This window comes from Paraburkholderia fungorum, assembly GCF_902833645.1.
Classification (GTDB): domain Bacteria; phylum Pseudomonadota; class Gammaproteobacteria; order Burkholderiales; family Burkholderiaceae; genus Paraburkholderia; species Paraburkholderia fungorum.
In genome coordinates, this window is sequence record NZ_CADFGE010000007.1 from 104,586 (window position 1) to 124,319 (window position 19,734).

Annotated in this window: 22 protein-coding genes; 11 read left to right on the top strand and 11 right to left on the bottom strand. The window is 63.3% G+C overall.

What is annotated here, in order from left to right:
* Positions 1-50: 50 nt before the first annotated feature.
* Positions 51-365: a cell division protein ZapA gene (locus HWX91_RS21770; RefSeq protein ID WP_028200473.1), complete on the bottom strand. Its 315-nt coding sequence runs from the start codon at positions 363-365 to the stop codon at positions 51-53.
* Positions 362-718, bottom strand: coding sequence for an ATPase (locus HWX91_RS21775; RefSeq protein ID WP_028200474.1), 357 nt, complete (start codon positions 716-718; stop codon positions 362-364). Before HWX91_RS21775 ends, HWX91_RS21770 begins: the two co-directional genes overlap by 4 nt.
* Positions 719-1,208: 490 nt before the next feature.
* Between HWX91_RS21775 and HWX91_RS21780 the strand changes: the two genes are divergently transcribed.
* From HWX91_RS21780 to HWX91_RS21810, 7 genes are all read left to right on the top strand, one after another.
* On the top strand, positions 1,209-1,619 hold the full coding sequence (locus tag HWX91_RS21780; RefSeq protein WP_028200475.1) for a hypothetical protein: 411 nt from the start codon (positions 1,209-1,211) through the stop codon (positions 1,617-1,619).
* A 187-nt stretch (positions 1,620-1,806) separates the two neighbouring features.
* Positions 1,807-2,817: a FecCD family ABC transporter permease gene (locus HWX91_RS21785; protein WP_390416962.1), complete on the top strand. Its 1,011-nt coding sequence runs from the start codon at positions 1,807-1,809 to the stop codon at positions 2,815-2,817.
* Positions 2,814-3,653, top strand: coding sequence for an ABC transporter ATP-binding protein (locus tag HWX91_RS21790; RefSeq protein ID WP_028200477.1), 840 nt, complete (start codon positions 2,814-2,816; stop codon positions 3,651-3,653). Before HWX91_RS21785 ends, HWX91_RS21790 begins: the two co-directional genes overlap by 4 nt.
* 39 nt (positions 3,654-3,692) lie before the next feature.
* Entirely contained in the window at positions 3,693-4,754 is a 1,062-nt protein-coding gene (gene cobT, locus HWX91_RS21795; protein ID WP_028200478.1) for a nicotinate-nucleotide--dimethylbenzimidazole phosphoribosyltransferase, read from the top strand.
* A 63-nt stretch (positions 4,755-4,817) separates the two neighbouring features.
* Complete coding sequence (locus HWX91_RS21800) at positions 4,818-5,594, top strand: adenosylcobinamide-GDP ribazoletransferase (RefSeq protein ID WP_028200479.1); 777 nt, start codon at positions 4,818-4,820, stop codon at positions 5,592-5,594.
* The gene (cobC, locus tag HWX91_RS21805; protein ID WP_028200480.1) at positions 5,579-6,169 is read left to right on the top strand and encodes an alpha-ribazole phosphatase; all 591 of its coding nucleotides are present in this window, start codon (positions 5,579-5,581) and stop codon (positions 6,167-6,169) included. The genes HWX91_RS21800 and cobC overlap by 16 nt, the downstream gene beginning before the upstream one ends.
* 203 nt (positions 6,170-6,372) lie before the next feature.
* Positions 6,373-7,788 (top strand): Fic family protein, encoded by a 1,416-nt coding sequence (locus tag HWX91_RS21810; RefSeq protein WP_028200481.1) that lies wholly within the window; start codon positions 6,373-6,375, stop codon positions 7,786-7,788.
* A 36-nt stretch (positions 7,789-7,824) separates the two neighbouring features.
* Here HWX91_RS21810 and HWX91_RS21815 read toward each other — a convergent pair whose 3' ends face one another.
* From HWX91_RS21815 to cobU, 4 genes are read right to left on the bottom strand one after another with little or no spacing between them, the layout of a single operon-like run.
* Positions 7,825-8,736 (bottom strand): cobalamin-binding protein, encoded by a 912-nt coding sequence (locus HWX91_RS21815; RefSeq protein ID WP_028200482.1) that lies wholly within the window; start codon positions 8,734-8,736, stop codon positions 7,825-7,827.
* The gene (cobD, locus tag HWX91_RS21820; RefSeq protein ID WP_102857314.1) at positions 8,733-9,758 is read right to left on the bottom strand and encodes a threonine-phosphate decarboxylase CobD; all 1,026 of its coding nucleotides are present in this window, start codon (positions 9,756-9,758) and stop codon (positions 8,733-8,735) included. Before cobD ends, HWX91_RS21815 begins: the two co-directional genes overlap by 4 nt.
* Before the next feature lie 4 nt (positions 9,759-9,762).
* Positions 9,763-10,698, bottom strand: coding sequence for an adenosylcobinamide-phosphate synthase CbiB (gene cbiB, locus HWX91_RS21825; protein WP_028200484.1), 936 nt, complete (start codon positions 10,696-10,698; stop codon positions 9,763-9,765).
* Positions 10,698-11,252: a bifunctional adenosylcobinamide kinase/adenosylcobinamide-phosphate guanylyltransferase gene (gene cobU, locus HWX91_RS21830; protein WP_028200485.1), complete on the bottom strand. Its 555-nt coding sequence runs from the start codon at positions 11,250-11,252 to the stop codon at positions 10,698-10,700. Before cobU ends, cbiB begins: the two co-directional genes overlap by 1 nt.
* A gap of 162 nt (positions 11,253-11,414) precedes the next feature.
* Here cobU and HWX91_RS21835 point away from each other — a divergent pair, with 162 nt between their 5' ends.
* A complete protein-coding gene (locus tag HWX91_RS21835) occupies positions 11,415-12,875 on the top strand; it encodes a cobyric acid synthase (protein ID WP_244144122.1) in 1,461 nt (486 codons plus the stop codon).
* Positions 12,876-13,013: 138 nt separating this feature from the next.
* Positions 13,014-13,430, top strand: a complete 417-nt coding sequence (locus HWX91_RS21840; RefSeq protein WP_028200487.1) for a DoxX family protein — start codon at positions 13,014-13,016, stop codon at positions 13,428-13,430.
* Positions 13,431-13,595: 165 nt separating this feature from the next.
* On the opposite strand, the gene HWX91_RS21845 is transcribed toward HWX91_RS21840, so the two are convergent.
* Positions 13,596-14,015 carry a PaaI family thioesterase gene (locus tag HWX91_RS21845; protein ID WP_028200488.1) on the bottom strand — a complete coding sequence of 140 codons (420 nt, stop codon included), beginning with the start codon at positions 14,013-14,015 and terminating at the stop codon, positions 13,596-13,598.
* A gap of 211 nt (positions 14,016-14,226) precedes the next feature.
* Here HWX91_RS21845 and HWX91_RS21850 point away from each other — a divergent pair, with 211 nt between their 5' ends.
* A complete protein-coding gene (locus tag HWX91_RS21850; protein ID WP_028200489.1) occupies positions 14,227-14,865 on the top strand; it encodes a ParA family protein in 639 nt (212 codons plus the stop codon).
* Positions 14,866-14,946: 81 nt separating this feature from the next.
* Here HWX91_RS21850 and panD read toward each other — a convergent pair whose 3' ends face one another.
* The 4 genes from panD to HWX91_RS21870 all read right to left on the bottom strand — a co-directional run bounded on the left by panD (position 14,947) and on the right by HWX91_RS21870 (position 17,478).
* Positions 14,947-15,333 carry an aspartate 1-decarboxylase gene (gene panD, locus HWX91_RS21855; RefSeq protein WP_012432059.1) on the bottom strand — a complete coding sequence of 129 codons (387 nt, stop codon included), beginning with the start codon at positions 15,331-15,333 and terminating at the stop codon, positions 14,947-14,949.
* 50 nt (positions 15,334-15,383) lie between these two features.
* Positions 15,384-16,217 carry a pantoate--beta-alanine ligase gene (gene panC, locus HWX91_RS21860; RefSeq protein WP_028200490.1) on the bottom strand — a complete coding sequence of 278 codons (834 nt, stop codon included), beginning with the start codon at positions 16,215-16,217 and terminating at the stop codon, positions 15,384-15,386.
* 198 nt (positions 16,218-16,415) lie between these two features.
* Complete coding sequence (locus HWX91_RS21865) at positions 16,416-17,288, bottom strand: segregation and condensation protein A (RefSeq protein ID WP_028200491.1); 873 nt, start codon at positions 17,286-17,288, stop codon at positions 16,416-16,418.
* 4 nt (positions 17,289-17,292) lie between these two features.
* Positions 17,293-17,478, bottom strand: a complete 186-nt coding sequence (locus HWX91_RS21870) for a DUF3460 family protein (protein ID WP_028200492.1) — start codon at positions 17,476-17,478, stop codon at positions 17,293-17,295.
* Positions 17,479-17,892: 414 nt separating this feature from the next.
* Here HWX91_RS21870 and HWX91_RS21875 point away from each other — a divergent pair, with 414 nt between their 5' ends.
* On the top strand, positions 17,893-19,731 hold the full coding sequence (locus tag HWX91_RS21875) for an autotransporter assembly complex protein TamA (RefSeq protein WP_028200493.1): 1,839 nt from the start codon (positions 17,893-17,895) through the stop codon (positions 19,729-19,731).
* Positions 19,732-19,734 lie beyond the last annotated feature (3 nt).

Consider the following 19,734-nt stretch of genomic DNA (forward strand, 5'->3'; position numbering starts at 1 on the left):
CAGCCGATCTCAGGACCGGCTACTTGAAATTGTTCGATACTGCTAGGCACTTACTGCATGCTGTACTGCTGAATCACAGTGCCCAGTTGTTCGTTCATTTGATGCATTGTACGCCGGATTTCCTCTGCGGGAAATGCTTCTCCGTGTCGCACGCTCGATTGCAGCTTAAGCAGTTCCGATGCCAGCGATAGCGCAGCCATGACGGCAATGCGATCGGTGCCGCGCACGTTGCTGCTATTGCGGATCTTCGACATCTCGGCGTCGACGCGTGCGACCGCTTCAAGCAGCGCGCCTTCAGTTTCAGGCGAGCAGGCGAGGCGATAGGGCACGCCGAGAATCGATACTTCGATCTGCTTGGTGGTCATGCATTTTCTCCGTGGCGGGTGACGTCGCTCTCCGCTTCAAGCTCTTGCGGCGCGGTATCGAGCAGATCGAGCTGATTATCCGGCTCGCTATGCGCGCGGGCGCGCGGCAGCTTTTCGAGGATCGCATTCAGGCGTACCTGTGCGTCGTCGATCTTTGCCGACAGCGCGTCGCGTTCCGCCTGCAGTGCATCGCGCTCCTCGCGCATTAACGCGAGTTCAGTGCGCGTGGCCTCTGCTTCGGCACGCGTTTGGGCGAGCTGATTCTCGAGCGCGAGCCGCGCTTCGTTGTGGCGTTGGCTGATCGCGATCAGCTTGCCGATATTCTGTGAAAGTGTTTCGAGTTCGGTGAGCATCTGCTGCGTCCTCTAAAGACATTGCATTTTAGCGCGGAATGTCGCAGGTTCCGACAATTGTCTCGTTTCGAGACGTAACAACATCGCTTTATGCAGGCATTTATCGACCATATGATGAAAAGCAGCCCACGCATCGGACAATAACCTGCATATAACGGAACAGATTGCGCATGGATTGACCATTCTTGACGGACCCGGAGGCCGCTCCTAAACTGGCCGCACGTTGGCGCCCGCGCGCGTTTTTTCGCAGCGCACGCAGCTAAACGGGAAGCCCGGCGTGCGCCTCGCATGCACGCGCGAACCTGCGCAGACTCCGGCAACGGCAAGCGACCGCGACCGCGTTCGCCATGCCGGTCGATCCTGATCGTGTGTTTGAAGCTGAACACGCGAGTGTGCCACTGCGCGCCACGCGTGGGAAGGCGGGATCGACGTGTTGCCAGTCCGGAGATCGGCCGGAAGGCGAGGGACGTCCCCGCTCAAACGCGGAAAAATGGCCCAGTCACCCAACGCTAAGCCGAACGAAAACGGCCTGGTTTCGCTGGGTCACAAGCTCAACCGTAAAAGAAATACGAGCGAGGAATACGAGCGCCACGGCAACGGCAGCTATGGCAAAGCGTGCCGTGTGCTCTTCCAGGGCGGGCAGAGTCGGCCCGGTCAATGGCGCGACCAGTATTGCGGTTCTGGCTGCGTGAGCAGTTACTATCTCGGCTACGGCTTCGACGTCACCGGGCGTTGGAAGGCGACTGCAAGCTATTCGAATCCGATCGACTACCCGCCAGTCTTGTCCGGCATTCACCTGCCGGGGAGCGGCAATTGGGTGAACCTGCAGAGGATCGAAGGATCGTGGATCTGTCATGCGCGCAACACGCAGAGATGCAGACGCGCTACACCAACATCATGAAGGCTTGCTGCGTCGCCGCGCGGATCCAGAACCTGTTTAACAAGGACTATGAAACAGCCTACTCCTTTCCCTCGCTGCGGCGCGGTGCGTACTCACGATTGGGTGGCAGCAGTGCCGGAGGTACTGGCATGAGAACGCGTCGATGAACCACGGCTCGGGTCCGATACCCGGAAACACGATCCGCGTGATGAATGCGAAACGCGCGGCCGCGATCTGGTTCGCGCTCGCGGGAATTGCGCTGGCTGTGCTGATGGCGTCGCTCGCGCTCGGCAGTGTGTCGCTTGCACCCGCGCGCGTGTTGGCGGCGCTGCTGCCTTCGCATGTGCCGCGTGTCGAGTCCGCCGATCTTGCCGGCGAGATCGTGCGCACGCTGCGTTTGCCGCGCGCGTTGGCCGGCTTCGCGTGCGGCGCGTTGCTGGCGTTGGCCGGTGCGCTGCTGCAAGTGCTGTTGCGCAACCCCTTGGCCGAGCCCTGGGTATTGGGCGTGTCGGGCGGGGCCGCCACATTCGCGCTGGTCGCGATGATCGCCGGCTGCGCGTGGTGGATCGTCGATGCCAGCGCGTTCGCCGGCGCCTTCGTGTCGATCCTGCTGGTGCTCGGTCTCGCGCGCCGCGAGTTGTGGCGGGGCGAGCCGCAGGATACGTCGCCGCGTTTGCTGCTGACCGGCGCGGTGATCGCGGCGGGTTGGGGCGCCGTCATTACCTTGCTGCTCAATCTCGCGCCGGACAACCGGCTGCGTGGGATGTTGTTCTGGCTGACCGGCGATCTGAACGGCGGTGCGATGCCGTGGGTGGCGCTTGTTGCGCTGGCCGTCGTGCTGGTGGCGATCGTCCCCGCGGCGCCACGGCTGAATGTACTGCTGCGGGGGGACGCCGCTGCGCAGGCACTCGGTGTCGCCGTGATGCCGCTGCGCTTGCGTGTCTATCTGGTGGCGTCGCTCGCGGCTGCCGCCGCGGTAACGACGGCGGGCACCATCGGCTTTGTCGGCCTTGTCGTACCGCATATGTTGCGGCTCGCGTTCGGCAACGATCAGCGCATGCTGTTGCCGGCCGCGGCGCTTGGTGGCGGCGTCGCGGTGATGGGAGCCGATCTGATCGCACGTACCGTGATTGCGCCGGCACAATTGCCGGTCGGCGTGATCACATCGATCGTCGGTGTGCCGGTGTTTCTTTGGATGCTGCTGCGCAGGCGCCGATGATGAATCCGCACGACCTCCCCGACGTGACGCTCAGCGCGCAACGCCTGACCTTGCGCGCGGGCATGCGTACCTTGCTCGACGCGTTCACGCACACGTTCTACGCCGGCGAGATCTGGTGCATTGCCGGGCCCAACGGCGCGGGCAAGACAACTTTGCTCTCCACGCTCGCCGGTCTGGCGCAACCGTCGGCCGGCCATGTCGAACTCGACGGCGTGCGTCTCGCCGACTGGCGGCCGTTGCCGCTCGCGCAGCGTCGCGCGCTGATGCCGCAAAGTGCAGCCGATGCGTTCAGCGCGAGCGTGCTCGACATCGTGATGCTGAACCGTTTTCCGCATCTGAGCGGCTGGGGGTGGGAAAGCGAGGCCGATCGTGCTGCCGCGCATGCCGCGCTCGACGGCTTGGGCCTCGCCGCATTTGCTGCGCGCGACGTGCTCTCGCTCTCGGGTGGCGAACGGCAGCGTGTCGCGCTGGCAGCCGTGTTGTGCCAGGAGGCACCGTTGCTGCTGCTCGACGAACCGCTCTCGCATCTGGATCTGCACCACCAGATCGACTGTCTGGAAGCGCTGAGCGCCTGGACGCGCGAGCCACGGCGTACAGTGTTGTTTTCGTGCCATGACTTGAATCTCGCGCGGCGCTTCGCGACACATGCGCTGCTGCTCGACGGCAAGGGGGGCGCGTATGCCGGACCGGTTCACGACGTGCTGACGCCCACGCTGACGAGCCGGGCGTTCGGCTATCCCTTGATTCTGATTCGCGACGGCGAGCATGAGGCGTTGATTCCCGCGCCACGCTCAGGTCACGAATCGCTTGCGGCTGATGACATATCGGCAGGCTAAGCGCTTTAAAAAAACACACTCTTTCTGTCTGAAACGTCTATGACTTTTTTATCAGCTGTGCCGGGATTGACCGATGTCGAACCGCTCGACCAAACGCTGCGTGCCGAACTGCAACGCATCATCGACACCAAGACCAAGCCGCCCGGCAGCCTCGGGCGGCTCGAGACACTCGCACGCCAGTTGGGGCTGATCCAGCGGACGACGCATCCCACGGTCGAACGCCCGGCGATGATCGTGTTTGCCGGCGACCACGGCATTGCACAGGAGGGCGTGAGTCCTTATCCGCAAGCAGTGACCGCGCAAATGGTCGCCAACTTTCTGGCGGGCGGCGCGGCGATCAATGCCTTGAGCCGCGTGTGCGGCGTCGAACTCGAAGTGGTCAACTCAGGCATTGCTACGCCGCTGCCGTCCACTGAAGGGCTCATCGATATCCCGGTCGCGGCCGGCACGCGCAACTTCGCGCATGAACCCGCGATGACGCGCGAACAGGCGCTGGCCGCGATGCAGTCGGGCGCGGCACGCGTGCGGCATCATCTGGCGCTCGGCACCAATGTGATCGGCTTCGGCGAGATGGGCATTGCGAATACGTCGTCGGCCGCTTGTCTGATGAGCCGCCTGTGTGGCGTGCCGATCGACGAATGCGTTGGACGCGGCACGGGTCTCGACAATGCCGGGCTGGCGAAAAAACGCAACGTACTGGCTTCGGCACTCGCGCATCATGCCGCTTCCAGCGATCCGCTCGACGTGCTCGCCACCTTCGGCGGCTTCGAAATCGCCATGATGACTGGCGCATATCTCGCCGCCGCGCAGGCGCGTATGACAATCCTCGTCGACGGTTTCATTGCGACGTCGGCATTGCTGGTAGCCGATGCGTTCGCACCGAAGGTGCGCGAGTATTGTGTGTTCGCGCATGCGTCGAACGAGGCGGGGCATCGGCGCATGCTCGATCATTTCGGCGCGTTGCCATTGCTTTCGCTCGATATGCGTCTCGGCGAAGGCACGGGCGCGGTGCTCGCGGTGCCGTTGCTGCGGGCGGCGGTGGCGTTCGTCAATGAAATGGCGAGCTTCGAATCGGCCGGGGTTGCGAATCGCGATGCTTGACACATTGTCTAAAGCGCCACCGTACGAAGCGTCTTCGTACAGAAGCGCGCGTCCGGTTCGCTCATGAATCCGCTCGCTGAACTGCGCTATTTCTTCACGGCGCTCGGCTATTTCACGCGCGTGCCGGTGCCGCGTTGGGTTGGCTATGAGCCACATTATCTGAATGCGGCGGCGCGTTATTTTCCACTGGTCGGTTTGTTGATCGGCGGATTGAGCGCGCTGGTTTATCTCGCGGCCTTGCAGGTCTTTCCCGCAGGCGTGGCGGTGCTGCTGTCGATGGCCGCGTCGCTCGTCGTGACCGGCGCGTTTCATGAGGACGGACTCGCCGATTGTGTCGATGCGTTCGGGGGCGCCTATACGCGCGAGGACGTGTTGCGCATCATGCATGACTCGCGCATCGGTGCGTTCGGCGCCATCGCGCTCGTGATCGCGCTAGCACTGAAATGGCAAACGCTCACCGCACTGCCGCCGGTACGCGCCGCGAGTCTGATGATCGCCGCGCATGCGGCGAGCCGTGTGTTTGCCATCAGCTATCTGGCCACGCTCGACTACGTGCGCGCCGAAGGTAAAGCCAAACCGGTCGCACAACGTTTAAGCGGGTCTGCGTTGCTCTGCGCAGCGATATTCGGTTTGCCGTTGTTGCTCTGGCCGAGCGGCCCCGGTCTGCCGGATTGGCGTTTTGCCGGCGCGGCAATCGTCGTGCTCGCGGGGCTGCGCTTTGCCATGGGGCGTTATTTCGTCAGGCGGATCGGCGGCTATACCGGCGACTGTCTGGGCTTCGCACAACAGGTTCTCGAGCTGAGCATCTATCTGCTGGGGCTTGCATGGATATCGTCCTGATCCGTCATCCCGCCGTCGCGCTCGACGCGGGTGTTTGCTACGGCCAAAGCGACATCGCTCTTGCCGAAGATGTGGAAGTTTCGTCAACCGCGCTTGCGTTGAAACTTGCCACGCTGCAAGTGCCGGCGCCACGGGTGTTCATATCGAGTCCGCTGATGCGCTGCTCGGCGCTCGCCGCCGCCATGGCGAACGATTTCGGTTGTGCGCTCAGCCATGATGATCGTCTGCAGGAAATGAACTTCGGCGATTGGGAGCAGCAGCGCTGGGACGCGATCGATCGTGCGTTGCTCGACGACTGGGCGGCCAATTTCGAACACGCGCGTGCGCATGGCGGCGAGAGCGTTGCGCAATTCGTCGCGCGAGTGCGGGCGTGGTTCGATGCGTTTGCGCAGAGTTGCCAACTGTCGCCGGCGTATGTGGTCACGCATGCCGGCGTCATGCGCGCGATCGCTTCGCTGACGCTGGATGTGCCGCTGGAGAGCTGTCTGCGCTGGTCGCTGGAGATGACGGGCATTGTGTGGCTGCGCAGGGACGAGGGCGCCAGGCAGTGGTCACTGGTGCGGTGGAATGCCTGAAAGCGGGCGTTCGCTCTTGCTCCTGAATTGCGACAGCCTCCACTTTAATCGTGACACTTTTACGGGGAATTTGTCGCGGAAAGCCTGAATCGCGCCACTTTTCGATCCTAAAGTGGCGCGATTGTACCGATTTGTGCCACAATGACAAGAGAAAGTGGCGCGATTAAGGTTTATCGCGTCACATAGGCTCAAGGGTGGCGCGCATGAACAGCAATGGCATCAAACTGGAACTGGATCTGATCGAGCAACTCGTCGCTGCAAGCGCTGAGGGCCAGAGTATTCGTGCGCTTGCCACCGCGCTGGCCGTGCGCCGTCATCCCATGCCGCGCCGCACGCTGCAACGTCGTCTCGACGCGTTGCTCGAAGCTGGCCGGATCGTCTCGGAAGGCGCCGGCCGGGCCGTCGCTTATAAGCAGGTTTCCGCCGCCAGCGCGGCAGTGTTCCCGGCTCCGATCGTCAGCGGCGCCAGCACTGCCGGCGAGGCTTACATACCCGTGTCGAGCGCGGGTCTCGAGGTGCGCGCGGAAGTGAACAGGCCGTTGCACGAACGCCGGCCGGTTGGCTACAACCGCGCGTTTCTTGAACGCTATCGTCCAAACCAGGACGCGTATCTATCGCAAGCGCAGCGCGCACGGCTGCACGAGTGGGGACGCACCTCTTCGGACGTGCGTCCGGCCGGTACGTACGCGCGCGACATCATGAGCCGGCTTCTGATCGATTTGTCATGGGCTTCGTCGCGGCTGGAGGGCAATACCTATACGCGGCTCGATACCGTACGGCTAATCGAGCAAGGGCACATCGCGGAAGGCAAGGGCGCTCAGGAAACGCAGATGATCCTGAATCACAAGGCCGCGATCGAAATGATCGTCGAGAGCGCGGACGAAGTGGGCTTCAATCGGTTCACCGTACTGAACCTTCATGCGATTCTCTCGGACAACCTGATGTCCGATCCGTTCGCGAGCGGCCGTTTGCGTGCGCGCGAAGTGGAGATCAGCGGCACGGTATTTTTTCCGCTCGCGGTGCCCCAGCAGATCGCGGAGTGTTTCGAGGCAGTGTTAAACAAGGCCGCCCAGATCGAAGACCCCTTCGAGCAGGCTTTCTTCGGCATGGTGCACCTGCCGTATCTGCAGCCGTTCGAAGATGTCAACAAACGGGTCTCGCGTTTGACCGCGAATATTCCGCTGGTCCGGAAGAACCTGTGTCCGCTGTCGTTCATCGACGTTCCCGAAAAGGCCTACGTGGACGGCACGCTCGGCGTGTACGAAGGCAATCGTGTCGAGTTGTTGCGCGATGTTTTTATCTGGGCGTACGAGCGTTCCTGCCAGCGTTATCTCGCGATTCGGCAATCGATCGGTGAGCCGGACGCGTTCCGTCTCAAGTATCGCAATGCGTTGATCGAGGTCGTGCAGGAGGTGATTCGCGGTGGCCTTGCCGGCACGCGTGGCGAGATCGAAGCGCTCGCACAGGGCCGGATGGACGCAGCGGATATCTCTCTGTTCGTCGATGCGATCCAGTCCGATCTCGATCAACTCTATCTTGGCAATGTCGCGCGTTATCGATTGCGGCTTTCCGAATTCGAACGCTGGCCGTTCAAGCGAACTGACGCGGTCTCGCACTAAGCGGGTATAGCTTGCAACACGGCTTTCTCCGCGACCTCACTGCGCGCCGCTTTTCCTCCGCGAGCGCGCCAGGTCGAGGTCTTCGCACATCTGCTTGGCCCCTTGCGCGATACGCGGCGCCGGCCGATTAATCAGATCGCCGTCGATCGCGAACAGATTGTTGTTTGCCACCGCCTTCAGACCCGGCCACGCACGCCATGTGTCGAGTTGCGGCAAGGGGGTATCCGGCCTGGTCGCGCCGGGCGCGGCAGTGACGATCGCTTCCGGATTCGCCGCGAGCACCGCTTCAGTCGAAACGGTCGGCACTAGCGGCTCGAGTTTCGCAAACACATTGTTGCCGCCGCATAACGCAATCACGTCGCTGATCATGTGTTCGCCGTTGAGCGTCATCAACGGTTGATCCCACACCTGGTAGAACACGCTGACGCGCGGGCGGCCGGCATATTGCGTGCGCAAGCGCGCGATGTCCTGACGGTATGCCGCTGCGGCTGCATCAGCGGCCGGCGACGTGCCGAGCAATTGCCCGAGCTTGATCAGCGATAAGGCAACGTCGTCGAGATGATGCGGCTCGCTGAAGAACAGCGGCACATGCATTTCACGCAGGCGATCGAGCTGGCGCTGCGCGTTGCCATGCCGCCAGACGACAATCAGATCGGGCTTCAACGCGATGATCCGTTCGAGGTCGAGCGCCTTGTTGTCGCCGACGCGCGGCAACTGCTTCGCCTCAGGCGGATAGTCGCTATAGGACACGGCGCCGACCAGTTTTGGACCACCGCCGGCCGCATACAATAACTCGGTGACATGCGGCGCGAGACTGATGACGCGCTGCGCGGGCGCGGACAGGGTGACCGTTGCGCCGGTGTCGTCGGTAACGGTGATGGCGGCGTGCGCGTGCAGGGCGATCGCGACAAGCGCCGTGGCGATGGCGAAACGCAGGCGTCGAATCATCGGATCGCCTCGCGCAGACTTTCTTCGAAACGCGTCCATTCGGCTTCGCTCGCGGGCAGCCCGAAGCGCACGCTGCCCGATGCCGTGAAAAGGCGTGTCCACACGCCACGTTGCGCTAATGCTTCATGCAGTGCCGCGGCGCGCGCGTCGTCGGTCCACGCGAAAAGGGGCGTGCTCCGTGTAGCGAAACCCTGTGCATGCAACAGACTCACCAGACGGGCACTTTCGGCATCGAGCCGCGTGCGCATCTGTTGCTGCCACAGCGGGTCTTCAAACGCGGCTTTGACGGCATGCCGAGCCGGGCCGCTAACGGTCCACGCGCCGAGCCTGTGGCGCAATGCGTCGAGCAAAGCAGGTGCGCCGAGCACGAAACCCGCGCGCACACCAGCGAGCCCGAAGAACTTTCCCGGCGAACGTAACACGATCAGCCCATCAAGATGGGTGCTTGCCGCGAGCGACGCCGAAGGCATCGTATCGGCGAAGGCCTCGTCGATTAGCAACGTGCCGCCGCGCGCGCGCAGTTGTGCATGCCATTGCAGCAGCTTGCCGGCGCTCAGATGGTCAGCCGTCGGATTGTTTGGGTTCACGACCACCACATGGGTGAGCGGTTCGGGCAAGGTGTCCCAGGATGCGTCCAGTGGCACAACCTGGTGTCCGGCTCGCTCGAAGGCGGGTGCATATTCGCTGTACGTGAGCGGCGCAACGCCAACCCGCGCACGGGGCAGTAACGAGGGCAGCGCGCGAATCGCCGCCTGGCTTCCTGCCACGGGCAGCACATGCGCGGCATCGGGTGCGCCGTAGTAATGCGCGGCACACGCGGCGAAGCCGTCGCCTTCGTCGGGCAGGCGCCGCCAGGCGTCGGCGGGAACCGGCGGCACCGGATAGCCGTGCGGATTGATACCGGTCGACAGGTCGAGCCATTGCGCGTAAGGAATGCCGTAGCGCTGTGCCGCCTCGTGCAGATTGCCGCCGTGGACCACGTTATCGAGCGGGGTGCCGATATCGACTTTATGAGCAGCCATTCGGTCAGGCATGAAAGGGCACACTCAGCAAAGCCAGCACGATCAGCACCGCCAGCCAGAGAATGACCGTGCGTTCAACCAGCATCAACGCGGCGGTGACATGGCTGGCCTTGGCGGGGTGGCCGAAACCCAGCGTGGGCCTGTGCTCAAGTGCGCCGTGATAGACCGCGGGTCCGCCGATCAGCACGTTCAGGCTGCCCGCGCCGGACGCCATGACCGGCCCGGCGTTCGGACTGTCCCAGCGCGGCGCCTGCTCGCGCCAGCAATGCAACGCGGTGCGTGTGTCGCCGAGTAACGCGTAGCTCGCCGCGGTGAGGCGCGCGGGAATCCAGTTCAGCACGTCGTCGATGCGCGCCGCGGCCCAGCCGAAGCGCAAATAGCGCGACGTGCGGTAGCCCCACATGGCGTCGAGCGTATTGGCGAGACGAAACCCCAAAGCGCCCGGGCCGCCTGCGATTGCGAACCAGAACAGCGCGCCGAAGATCGCGTCGTTGCCGTTCTCAAGGGTCGACTCCACGGCGGCGCGTGCGAGCGCCGCTTCGTCGGCATGAGTTGTGTCGCGCGAGACGATGCGCGCGGTCAGCAACCGCGCCTGCGCCAGATCGCGTTGCGTCAGGGCCTGGGCGATCGGCGCGATGTGATCGTGCAGACTGCGTGCGCCGAGCGCGAACCACAACAACACCACATGGACCGCGCAAGCCGCAAAAAACGGCAGCACGGAGACCAGCATCCAGGCGATCAGCACCGGCGGCATGACCGCCAGCGACCACGCGAGCAAGCCCTTGAGCCGCAAGCGCCGGCCGGTGTTGTAGCGCTTTTCGAGGCGCATCGCCCATTTGCCGAAGCCGACCAGCGGATGCGCGGTGCGCGGCTCGCCGAGCCAACGGTCGACGGCGACGCCCGCCGTGGCCAGCGTAACGAGCAAAGGAAGCGACAGCATCACGCGCTGCTCGCGGTTTTCAAGGTGAGCGGCAAGCCCGCGACCATCATCGTGACATGGGTGCTCAACGCGGCGATGCGCTGATTGAGCCGCCCGAGTTCGTCGACATAGAGGCGCGTTGCCGCGCCGAGCGGCACCACGCCTAGCCCGATTTCATTGCTGACCACGATGATCTTCCCTTTGGCGTTGATGAGCGCCGCTTCCAGTGCAGCAAAGTGCGCTTGATATCGATCGACCGGCAAGCCGTTGCCGTCGGCCGGGCACAGCAGGTTGGCGAGCCACAGCGTCAGGCAGTCGACCAGAATACAGTGGCCGGGTGCGTCTATTTGTGACACGACGCCAGCGAGGTCGATGTCCGCTTCGTGCAAAGCCCAATGCGCCGGACGTCGCTCGCGATGACGCGCGATGCGCGCGCTGAATTCGGCGTCGTCAATCAGGCGCGCGGTGGCGATGTACGTGACGGGCAGGGCGCTGTCGGTCGCCAGTTGTTCGGCGTGCATGCTCTTGCCCGAACGGGCGCCGCCGAGAACGAAGGTGAGGTCGCGGGAAATCATCGCGTGATTGTACCGGCGTGCAGTGCGCGCCGGCACGATGGGATAATGCCGCGTTCGTTGCCTGCACTCTTTGCTATTCATCGCTGGACCTGAGCTCCCGTGACCGCCATTTCGACCCGCATGATCCCGCATGACCCCGTACCCGTGCCGCGCGGCACGCTGATGATTCAGGGCACCACCTCCGATGCGGGCAAGAGCACGCTCGTCGCGGGCTTGTGTCGGCTGGCGCGCCGCGCCGGCGTGCGGGTCGCGCCCTTCAAGCCGCAGAACATGGCGCTCAACAGCGCGGTGACGGTCGACGGCGGCGAGATCGGCCGTGCGCAGGCCTTGCAGGCAGTGGCCGCGGGCATTGCCGCGCACACCGATCTGAACCCCGTGCTGCTCAAGCCCACGAGCGACCGCGGTGCGCAGGTGATCATCCACGGCAAGGCGCGCATGAATCTCGATGCGCGCGCCTATCACGACTACAAGCCGGTCGCCTTCGAGGCGGTGCTGGAGTCGTATGCGCGTCTGCAAGCGGCGTACGACACGATCTTTGTCGAAGGCGCGGGCAGTCCCGCCGAGATCAATCTGCGCGATCGCGATATCGCCAATATGGGTTTTGCCGAAGCGGTCGACTGCCCGGTCGTACTGGTGGCCGACATCGACCGGGGCGGCGTATTCGCGCATCTGACCGGTACGCTCGCGTGCCTGTCGGAAAGCGAGCAGGCGCGTGTGCGCGGCTTCATCATCAACCGCTTTCGCGGCGACATCAGTTTGCTCAAACCCGGGCTCGACTGGCTCGAGGCGAAAACCGGCAAGCCGGTGCTCGGCGTGGTGCCCTACCTGCACGGTCTGACGCTCGATGCCGAAGACATGCTGCCACCCGAGTTGCGCGCCGCGCAAAACAGCGATGCGGGCCGGACGTTGCGGGTGGTTGTGCCGGTGCTGCCGCACATTAGCAACCACACCGATTTCGACGCGCTGCGCGCACATCCGCAGGTCGATTTTCACTATGTACGAAGCGGCACGCCGCCTCCGCCTGCCGATCTGATCATCTTGCCGGGCTCGAAGAATGTGCCGGGCGATCTGGCTTTTCTGCGTGCGCAGGGCTGGGACGCGGTGTTGCAGCGGCATTTGCGCTATGGCGGCCACGTCATCGGAATTTGCGGCGGTATGCAGATGCTTGGCCGCGAGGTGGCCGATCCGCATGGCGTGGAGGGCGCGCCCGGGACGAGCGCGGGACTCGGCTGGCTCGATTACTCGACCGTGCTGACGCGCGAGAAAACGCTTAAGAACGTGACAGGACGTCTTGCTTTACCCGGTTCACCCGAGGTCGCCGGCTACGAGATCCACATGGGCGAGACGCAAGGTCCGGCGCTGAACTCTCCCGCGCTGCAATTGGGTGCCGCGCAACACGCTCATCCCGACGGCGCGATTTCGGCAGATGGTCAAATCCTCGCTACCTATGTGCACGGCCTGTTCGACACGCCGGCCGCATGCGCCGCACTGCTCGCGTGGGCGGGCTTGAGCGACGCCGGGAAAATCGACTATCCGGCGTTGCGCGAGGCTTCTCTGGACCGCCTCGCCGACACGCTGGCCGAGCATCTCGATCTGTCGAAGCTTTTTGCGGCGATTGGGTGACGAAGAGCAGGTGGATGCGATGATTAAATCTCGTTGGGAAATAATCAAAGCCTGGACGGCGGTTTTTCGCCCCATACGGTTCGAATACAGTCTTGACGTCGACGCCCGCCGCGGGCCGTCTCTCGTAAAGGACTCGTCATGAACTCGAACCGTTCCGCCGATCTGGCCGCTTTGCTCCTTCGTCTGGCCTTGGGCGTCCTGTATCTCGCGCATAGCTTGCAGAAGATTTTTGTCTTTACGTTGCCGGGAACGGCGCAGTTTTTTGTTTCGCTCGGCTTGCCGGGCTGGCTCGGTTATGTGACGGCGTTCGTCGAACTGATCGGCGGTATCGCGTTGCTGCTCGGCGTGCAGGTCCGCTGGGTCGCGCTCGTGCTGCTGCCGTTCATGCTCGGAGCGATGTCGCAGCATTTGCATAATGGCTGGGGATTCGCATCGCCGCACGGTGGCTGGGAATATCCGGCTTTCTGGGCGGTGACCCTGGTGGTGCAGTCCCTGCTCGGCGCCGGTGCGCTCGCGTTGAGCGGCGCGAAGGCGCCGCGCGCAGTGGCCGCCTGAATCTTTCGCACGGTGCCGCCGGTGGGCGGCGTAAGGCTGGTATTCCGCCCCACCGGACAACAAAAAGCACGCGCCGTGAGGCTGCGTGCTTTTTTATCGCGCGGACGCCGGGCACTTCGGGCATTTCCGGCCCTGCGCCGTGCGCTCCGCGTTAGTCGGCGTCAGTCAGTACAACACGATCTGCGTGCAGCGAAACAGCGCAATCGCCTTGCCGTTCGGATCGGTGACGGTGGCGTCCCACACCTGTGTGCTGCGGCCCAGATGCACGGCTTTGGCGACCGCGCGGATCGTGCCTTGTGTCGCCGTGCCGAGAAAATTGCTTTTCAGTTCGACGGTCGTGAAATTACGCGCCGTCTCGGGCAGATGGGCGAGACAGGCATAGCCGCACGCCGTATCGGCGAGGCCGATCACGGTGGCGGCATGCAAAAAGCCGTTCGGCGCCAGCAATTCGTCGCGCACGGTCAGTTCCGCAGTCAGACTGCCTTGCTCCAGCGCCTGAACCTGCACGCCCAGCAAGCCGGGAAGCTTGCCTTTCTGACGTTCGTGCAGGCGCTCGACGGTGTATTCCGGACGGAGTTTGCTCATGAGATCTGGGGTCCTCGATAGAAAAAACAGTGACGTAGGAAGGTCAATAGCCGTTTGGGGGCTTCGGCCCCGCTGCATTTGTCGATATTATCAACGGCTAGATCGGCAGGTGGACCTGAAATCGGCATCGCTCAGAACACACCGGCCCCCAAGTCAGAGCAAACTGCGGCAAACCGGCTGGCGGCGCCCAGCCATCTTTCCGGGAGAATTCATGACGGTGATCGTGGTGGCGAATCCGAAGGGCGGCGTGGGCAAAAGCACGCTGTCCACCAATCTGGCGGGCTATTTCGCGGCGCAAGGGGAATGGGTCGCGCTGGCGGACCTGGATAAACAGCAGTCCGCGCACGCGTGGTTGGCGCTGCGGCCTCCCGCACTGCCGCCCATCGAGACCTGGGAGGTCGACCCTGAAAACCCCGCCAAACCGCCCAGAGGTCTCGAACATGCGGTTATCGACACGCCGGCCGGGCTGCACGGCAATCGCCTGAGTATCGCGCTGGATCTGGCCGACAAGGTGATCGTGCCGCTGCAGCCGTCAATGTTCGACATTCTCGCCACACAAGACTTTCTCGAGCGGCTGGCAAAGGAGAAGGCGGTCAGGAAAGGGGCGATCGAGATCGGCGTGGTGGGCATGCGCGTCGACTCGCGCACGCGCTCAGCGGAGCAGTTGCATCGCTTTGTCGAGGGATTGAAGCTGCCGGTGCTGGGTTATCTGCGCGACACGCAGAATTACGTGCAGCTGGCGGCGCACGGCCTGACCTTGTGGGACGTCGCGAAAAGCCGTGTGGACAAGGATCTGGAGCAGTGGCAGCCGATCATCCAATGGACCAACGGCGCCAATAAACAGGCTTGAGATGAATCGGCAGGCGGCGTGGCCGCCCGCCAGATGAAACCGCGCGGCGCAAAGCCGGCTCGGGTTCAGTTCAGGTTCGGCTCAGGTCCAGTTCTGGGTCGGCACGTGATCCCGGCTGCCTTTGATCTTGTTGTTGTCGTCGACGAATACCAGATCCGGTTTCCAGCCTGCCTTCAGTTCCGCTTCGTCGACCACCGCGAACGCGGCGATGATCACCAGATCGCCTAGCTGCGCGCGCCGCGCGGCCGAACCGTTCAGCGAAATCATGCCGCTGCCCCGTTCGCCCTTGATCGCGTACGTCGAGAACCGCTCGCCGTTGTTGATGTTCCAGATGTCGATCCGCTCGTTTTCGACGATGTTCGCGGCTTCCAGCAAGTCCTCGTCGATCGCGCACGAACCCTCGTAGTGCAGTTCGCAGTGCGTGACCGCGACGCGGTGGATTTTCGACTTCAGCATGTTGCGTTGCATGACCAATCCCTTGTGGCTTCTTAGGCACGTTTGCGCAGACTAAGACTGCTTCAGATTTCGAGGTTATCGATAAGGCGGGTGGCGCCCAGCTTGGCGGCAGCCAGCACGACCAGCTCCGCGTTCGCGTCTTCTGCGCCCGGCGGCAGCAGATTCGAGCGCTTGCGCACCGCGATGTAGTCGGGTTGCCAGCCGCGCGCAGCCAGTTCCGCCATCGCCGCTTTTTCGAGTTTTGCGAAGTCCCGATCGCCGGCGAGCACCGCGTCGCGCACACGATTGAGCTCGGTGGCCAGCATAGGCGCCTCGGCGCGCTCGGCGGCCTGCAGATAGCGGTTGCGTGAGCTGAGCGCGAGGCCGTCGGTGTCGCGCACGGTTTCTGCGGCGATGATGTCGGTCGGCAGCGCGAACTGATGGCACATGCGGCGCACGATCATCAACTGCTGGTAATCCTTCTTGCCGAACACCGCGACGCGCGGCTGCACGCACGACATCAGTTTCATGACCACGGTGCACACGCCCTGGAAGAAACCAGGCCGGAATTCGCCTTCAAGAATGTCACCCAGATCGTGCGGCGGATGCACGCGGTACTCCTGCGGCTCCGGGTATAGATCCCGCTCGGTCGGCGCGAACAGCACGTAGACGCCTTCTTTCTGCAGCTTGTCGATGTCGGCTTCCAGCGTGCGCGGGTATTTGTCGAAATCTTCGTTCGGGCCGAATTGCAGGCGGTTGACGAAAATGCTCGCCACCACCGGATCGCCGTGCTGGCGCGCAAGGCGCATCAGCGACAGGTGGCCTTCGTGCAGATTGCCCATGGTCGGCACAAAGGCGGTGCGATTCTGGCCGCGCAACTGGTCGCGCAATTCATGGATCGAGCTGATGACTTTCATGATCGGACTGGGATTTCCTCGCGCGGCGCAAGACTCGGGCGGCGCAAAAACTCAGGTTTTGCGTGACCCGCGGCCTCACTGGTAATGACAGGTTCGGAGCGCCGGATTGTAGTGGATTTGTTCAGGAGACGCACCGAAACGAGGCGTTCGCGGCGGAAACGGCGCACGCAAGCCCCCGCGCAAACCGCATTCGCGGCTTCAGGCCGGCAGATAGGCGAGGCGCACATAGATCGGTGCGAACGGCTCGGCCTGAGTAATCTCGATGAGCGACTCGCGGCACAATTCGAGCATGGCGATGAAATTCACCACGACCACCGGCACGCCTTTGCTCGTGTCGAACAGATCGGAGAATTCCATGAAACGCGCGTTCTGCAGGCGCCGTAGAATCGTGCTCATATGCTCGCGCACCGACAATTCCTCGCGCGAAATCTTGTGATGCTGAACGAGCTTGGCGCGCTTGATCACGTCGGCCCACGCGGCGCGCAGGTCTTCGCTATCCACGTCCGGGAAGCGCGGCGTGATGCTTTGTTCGATGTACACCTCGGCGCGCAGAAAGTCGCGGCCAAGCTGAGGCAACTGGTCGATGCGCTGGGCGGCGAGCTTCATCTGCTCGTATTCGAGCAGGCGGCGCACCAGTTCTGCACGCGGATCCTCGGCTTCGTCGCCGCTATCGGCCTTTTTCACCGGCAACAGCATGCGTGACTTGATCTCGATCAGCATTGCGGCCATCAGCAGATACTCGGAGGCGAGTTCGAGATTGGTCTGGCGCAACTGATCGACGTAGCCGAGGTATTGGACCGTGACGTCCGCCATCGGGATGTCGAGCACGTTGAAGTTCTGCTTGCGGATCAGGTACAGCAACAGATCCAGCGGGCCTTCGAACGTTTCGAGGAACACCTCGAGCGCATCCGGCGGAATGTACAGATCCGTCGGCAGCTTGAAGAGCGGCTCGCCGTACAGGCGTGCAAAAGCGATGCCGTCGACCGTGTCCGGCGTCGAATCGGTAGCGGGCGCGGCAAGCGCGGCGTCGGGCGCCGGATCGACGCCCTTTGCCTCGTCGGCGTGACTCACGCGCTTAGAAGTTTTGATAGTACGAGTAAGGCGTCTGCTCTACGCGCGAGGCGTTCTGGGCGGCGCGTTCATCGAGGTCGATCGGCTGTTTGTCCCACAGCAGCGACCGGCCACGGCGCTGCTCAGCTTCCAGATTCGGTTTTTGTTGCTTGAGCTGGTTCAGGAACTGGGTGATGTCCGATTGATACATGGCTAGACGTCCGTGATTGGGGAAATGGCGGCTGCCAGGCGGGAACAGGCGGAAATCCGCACGGCATCGCTGCTATTCCATAATTTTACCGCATGCGCCGCGCGCGGTCGAAAAACGGTGGCGAAGGCGGCGGCCGCCCTGCAAAATCGCCCGGAACCCATGCTGCTGCGACGCGTCAAAGGCGGGCGCATGGCGGCCTGGGTGGCGCGGAAATCCGGCCTGCGCGTGCGGGTGCGCATCGGCAACCGATGTCGCGTCGAGCACGGTGTATCGGCGCGAAAGGCGCGCCGCACCACATGGCGCAAACGGCCTTTTAGAGATGGCGTGGCTGCGCCGATGTGGTCAAATAGCGAGCTTCGGCCGCCGCGGCGCGCCCAAGCGACAGAATTCATCAACCACGGCCGGAGGTCCCGTTTGGCGGGGTGTGCGATCGAAGAGCCGCGTCTGCGGCGCGGCAAAACCGGCGGCGAGCCAGGGCATCTGGTGCCCAATCGGCGCGGGCTGCGCGCGTGGCTGGCGTTCGGCATCGTCGTCCTCATGCTGGTCGCGCTCAACGCGCATGCGGCGCGGCGCCCGGCCGCCAGCTACAAGGTCGATATCGAAGCCACGCCGCGCTCGTTGCGCAAGCTGCTCGAAGCGCACCTGGACGTGGCGCGCTTCGCCAAACGTCCCGACATCAGCGACGACCAGTTCGAATTTTTGATTACCGCCACGCCCCAGCAGGTGCGCGATCTGGCCGCCACGCAGGGTTATTTCACGCCGGTCGTCCGCACCGACGTGCGAACCGTCGACAATCAGAAGCGCGTGACCGTGAGTGTCGATCCCGGCCCGCAAACCCTCATTACGTCGATTGCACTGTCGTTTCGCGGGCCGGTGCTGACCGAAGACCCGGCGCAGGCAAACGCCGCGCGCTTCGCGTTTTCGCTGCACGAAGGCGATCCGTTTTCGCAAAGCGACTGGGACGACGCAAAAAACGCCTCCCTCAAGGCCTTACAGGCGCGCCGCTATCTGGGTGCGAAGATTTACCACTCCGAAGCGCGGATCGACCCACGCACGCACGAAGCGAAATTGTCGGTGACGTTCGACAGCGGCCCGACCTTCACAATGGGCAAGCTCGACGTATCCGGCGCGCGGCGCTATCCGGAACAGATCGTCGACAATGTGAACCCGATTTCGGCCGGCGATATCTACGACGTGCAGCGTGTCGCCGAGTTGCAGCGGCAGTTGCAAAACACGCCGTACTACGCGAGCGTTGCGATCGACGTGGATAGCGATCCGGCCAGGCCGGTCGATACGCCTGTGCACGTGAAAGTCTCGGAATATCCGTACAACAGTATCCGCGGCGGGGTCGGTTATTCGACCGATAACGGCCCGCTGGTTCAGGGTTCGTATTCCTATCTCGACACATTCGGCAAAGCGTGGCCGTTCACGGTCGACGGCCGCATCGACCAGATCCAGCAGTACGGGCAAATTCAGCTCGCGATGCCGCCTGGGCCGCGCGCCTGGACCAATAGCGTGCTGGCTTCCTACACCACGACCGACGTGTCCGACACCCGCATCTACAGTATCCGCGGCGGTGTGCAGCGCGCCCGTACGTCGCAATTCATCGACTACAACTACGCGATCCTCTACTACCAGGATCGGCTCGATCAGAACGCCACTGCACCGACGACCAGCCGCGCGCTGGTGCCGTCATGGTCGTGGACCCGCCGCAATACGGACGATCCGTTGTTCCCGCGTTCGGGCAATCTGATTCACGTCGAAGCGGGGTTTGCGGTCAAAGGCGTCCTGACCGACCAGACCTTCGCGCGTGGCTATGCGCGCGGCCAGCAATACCTGCCGATCGGCCGGAACGACCTCGTGCTGTTTCGGGCCGAACTTGGCGGCGTATTCACGAGCGGCAGTTCGAGCGGGATTCCGGCTTCGCTGCTGTTCCGCGCGGGCGGCTCGAATTCGATCCGTGGCTACAGCTATCAGAGCATCGGTAACAGCGTCGACGGTTCCGTGTTGCCCACCAAGTATCTCGTGACGGCGTCGACCGAGTATCAGCACTGGTTTACTCACGACTGGGGTGCGGCCGTCTTTTTCGACATCGGCACCGCCACCGATACGTGGGGCGAGAAAGTCTTTTATCCCGGCGTCGGCGTCGGCGCGCGCTGGCGCAGCCCGGTGGGCCCGGTCAATGTCGACGTCGCCTATGGGATCCGCAACCGGAGTGTGCGGCCATACCTGACCCTCGGCATCGCCTTCTGATGG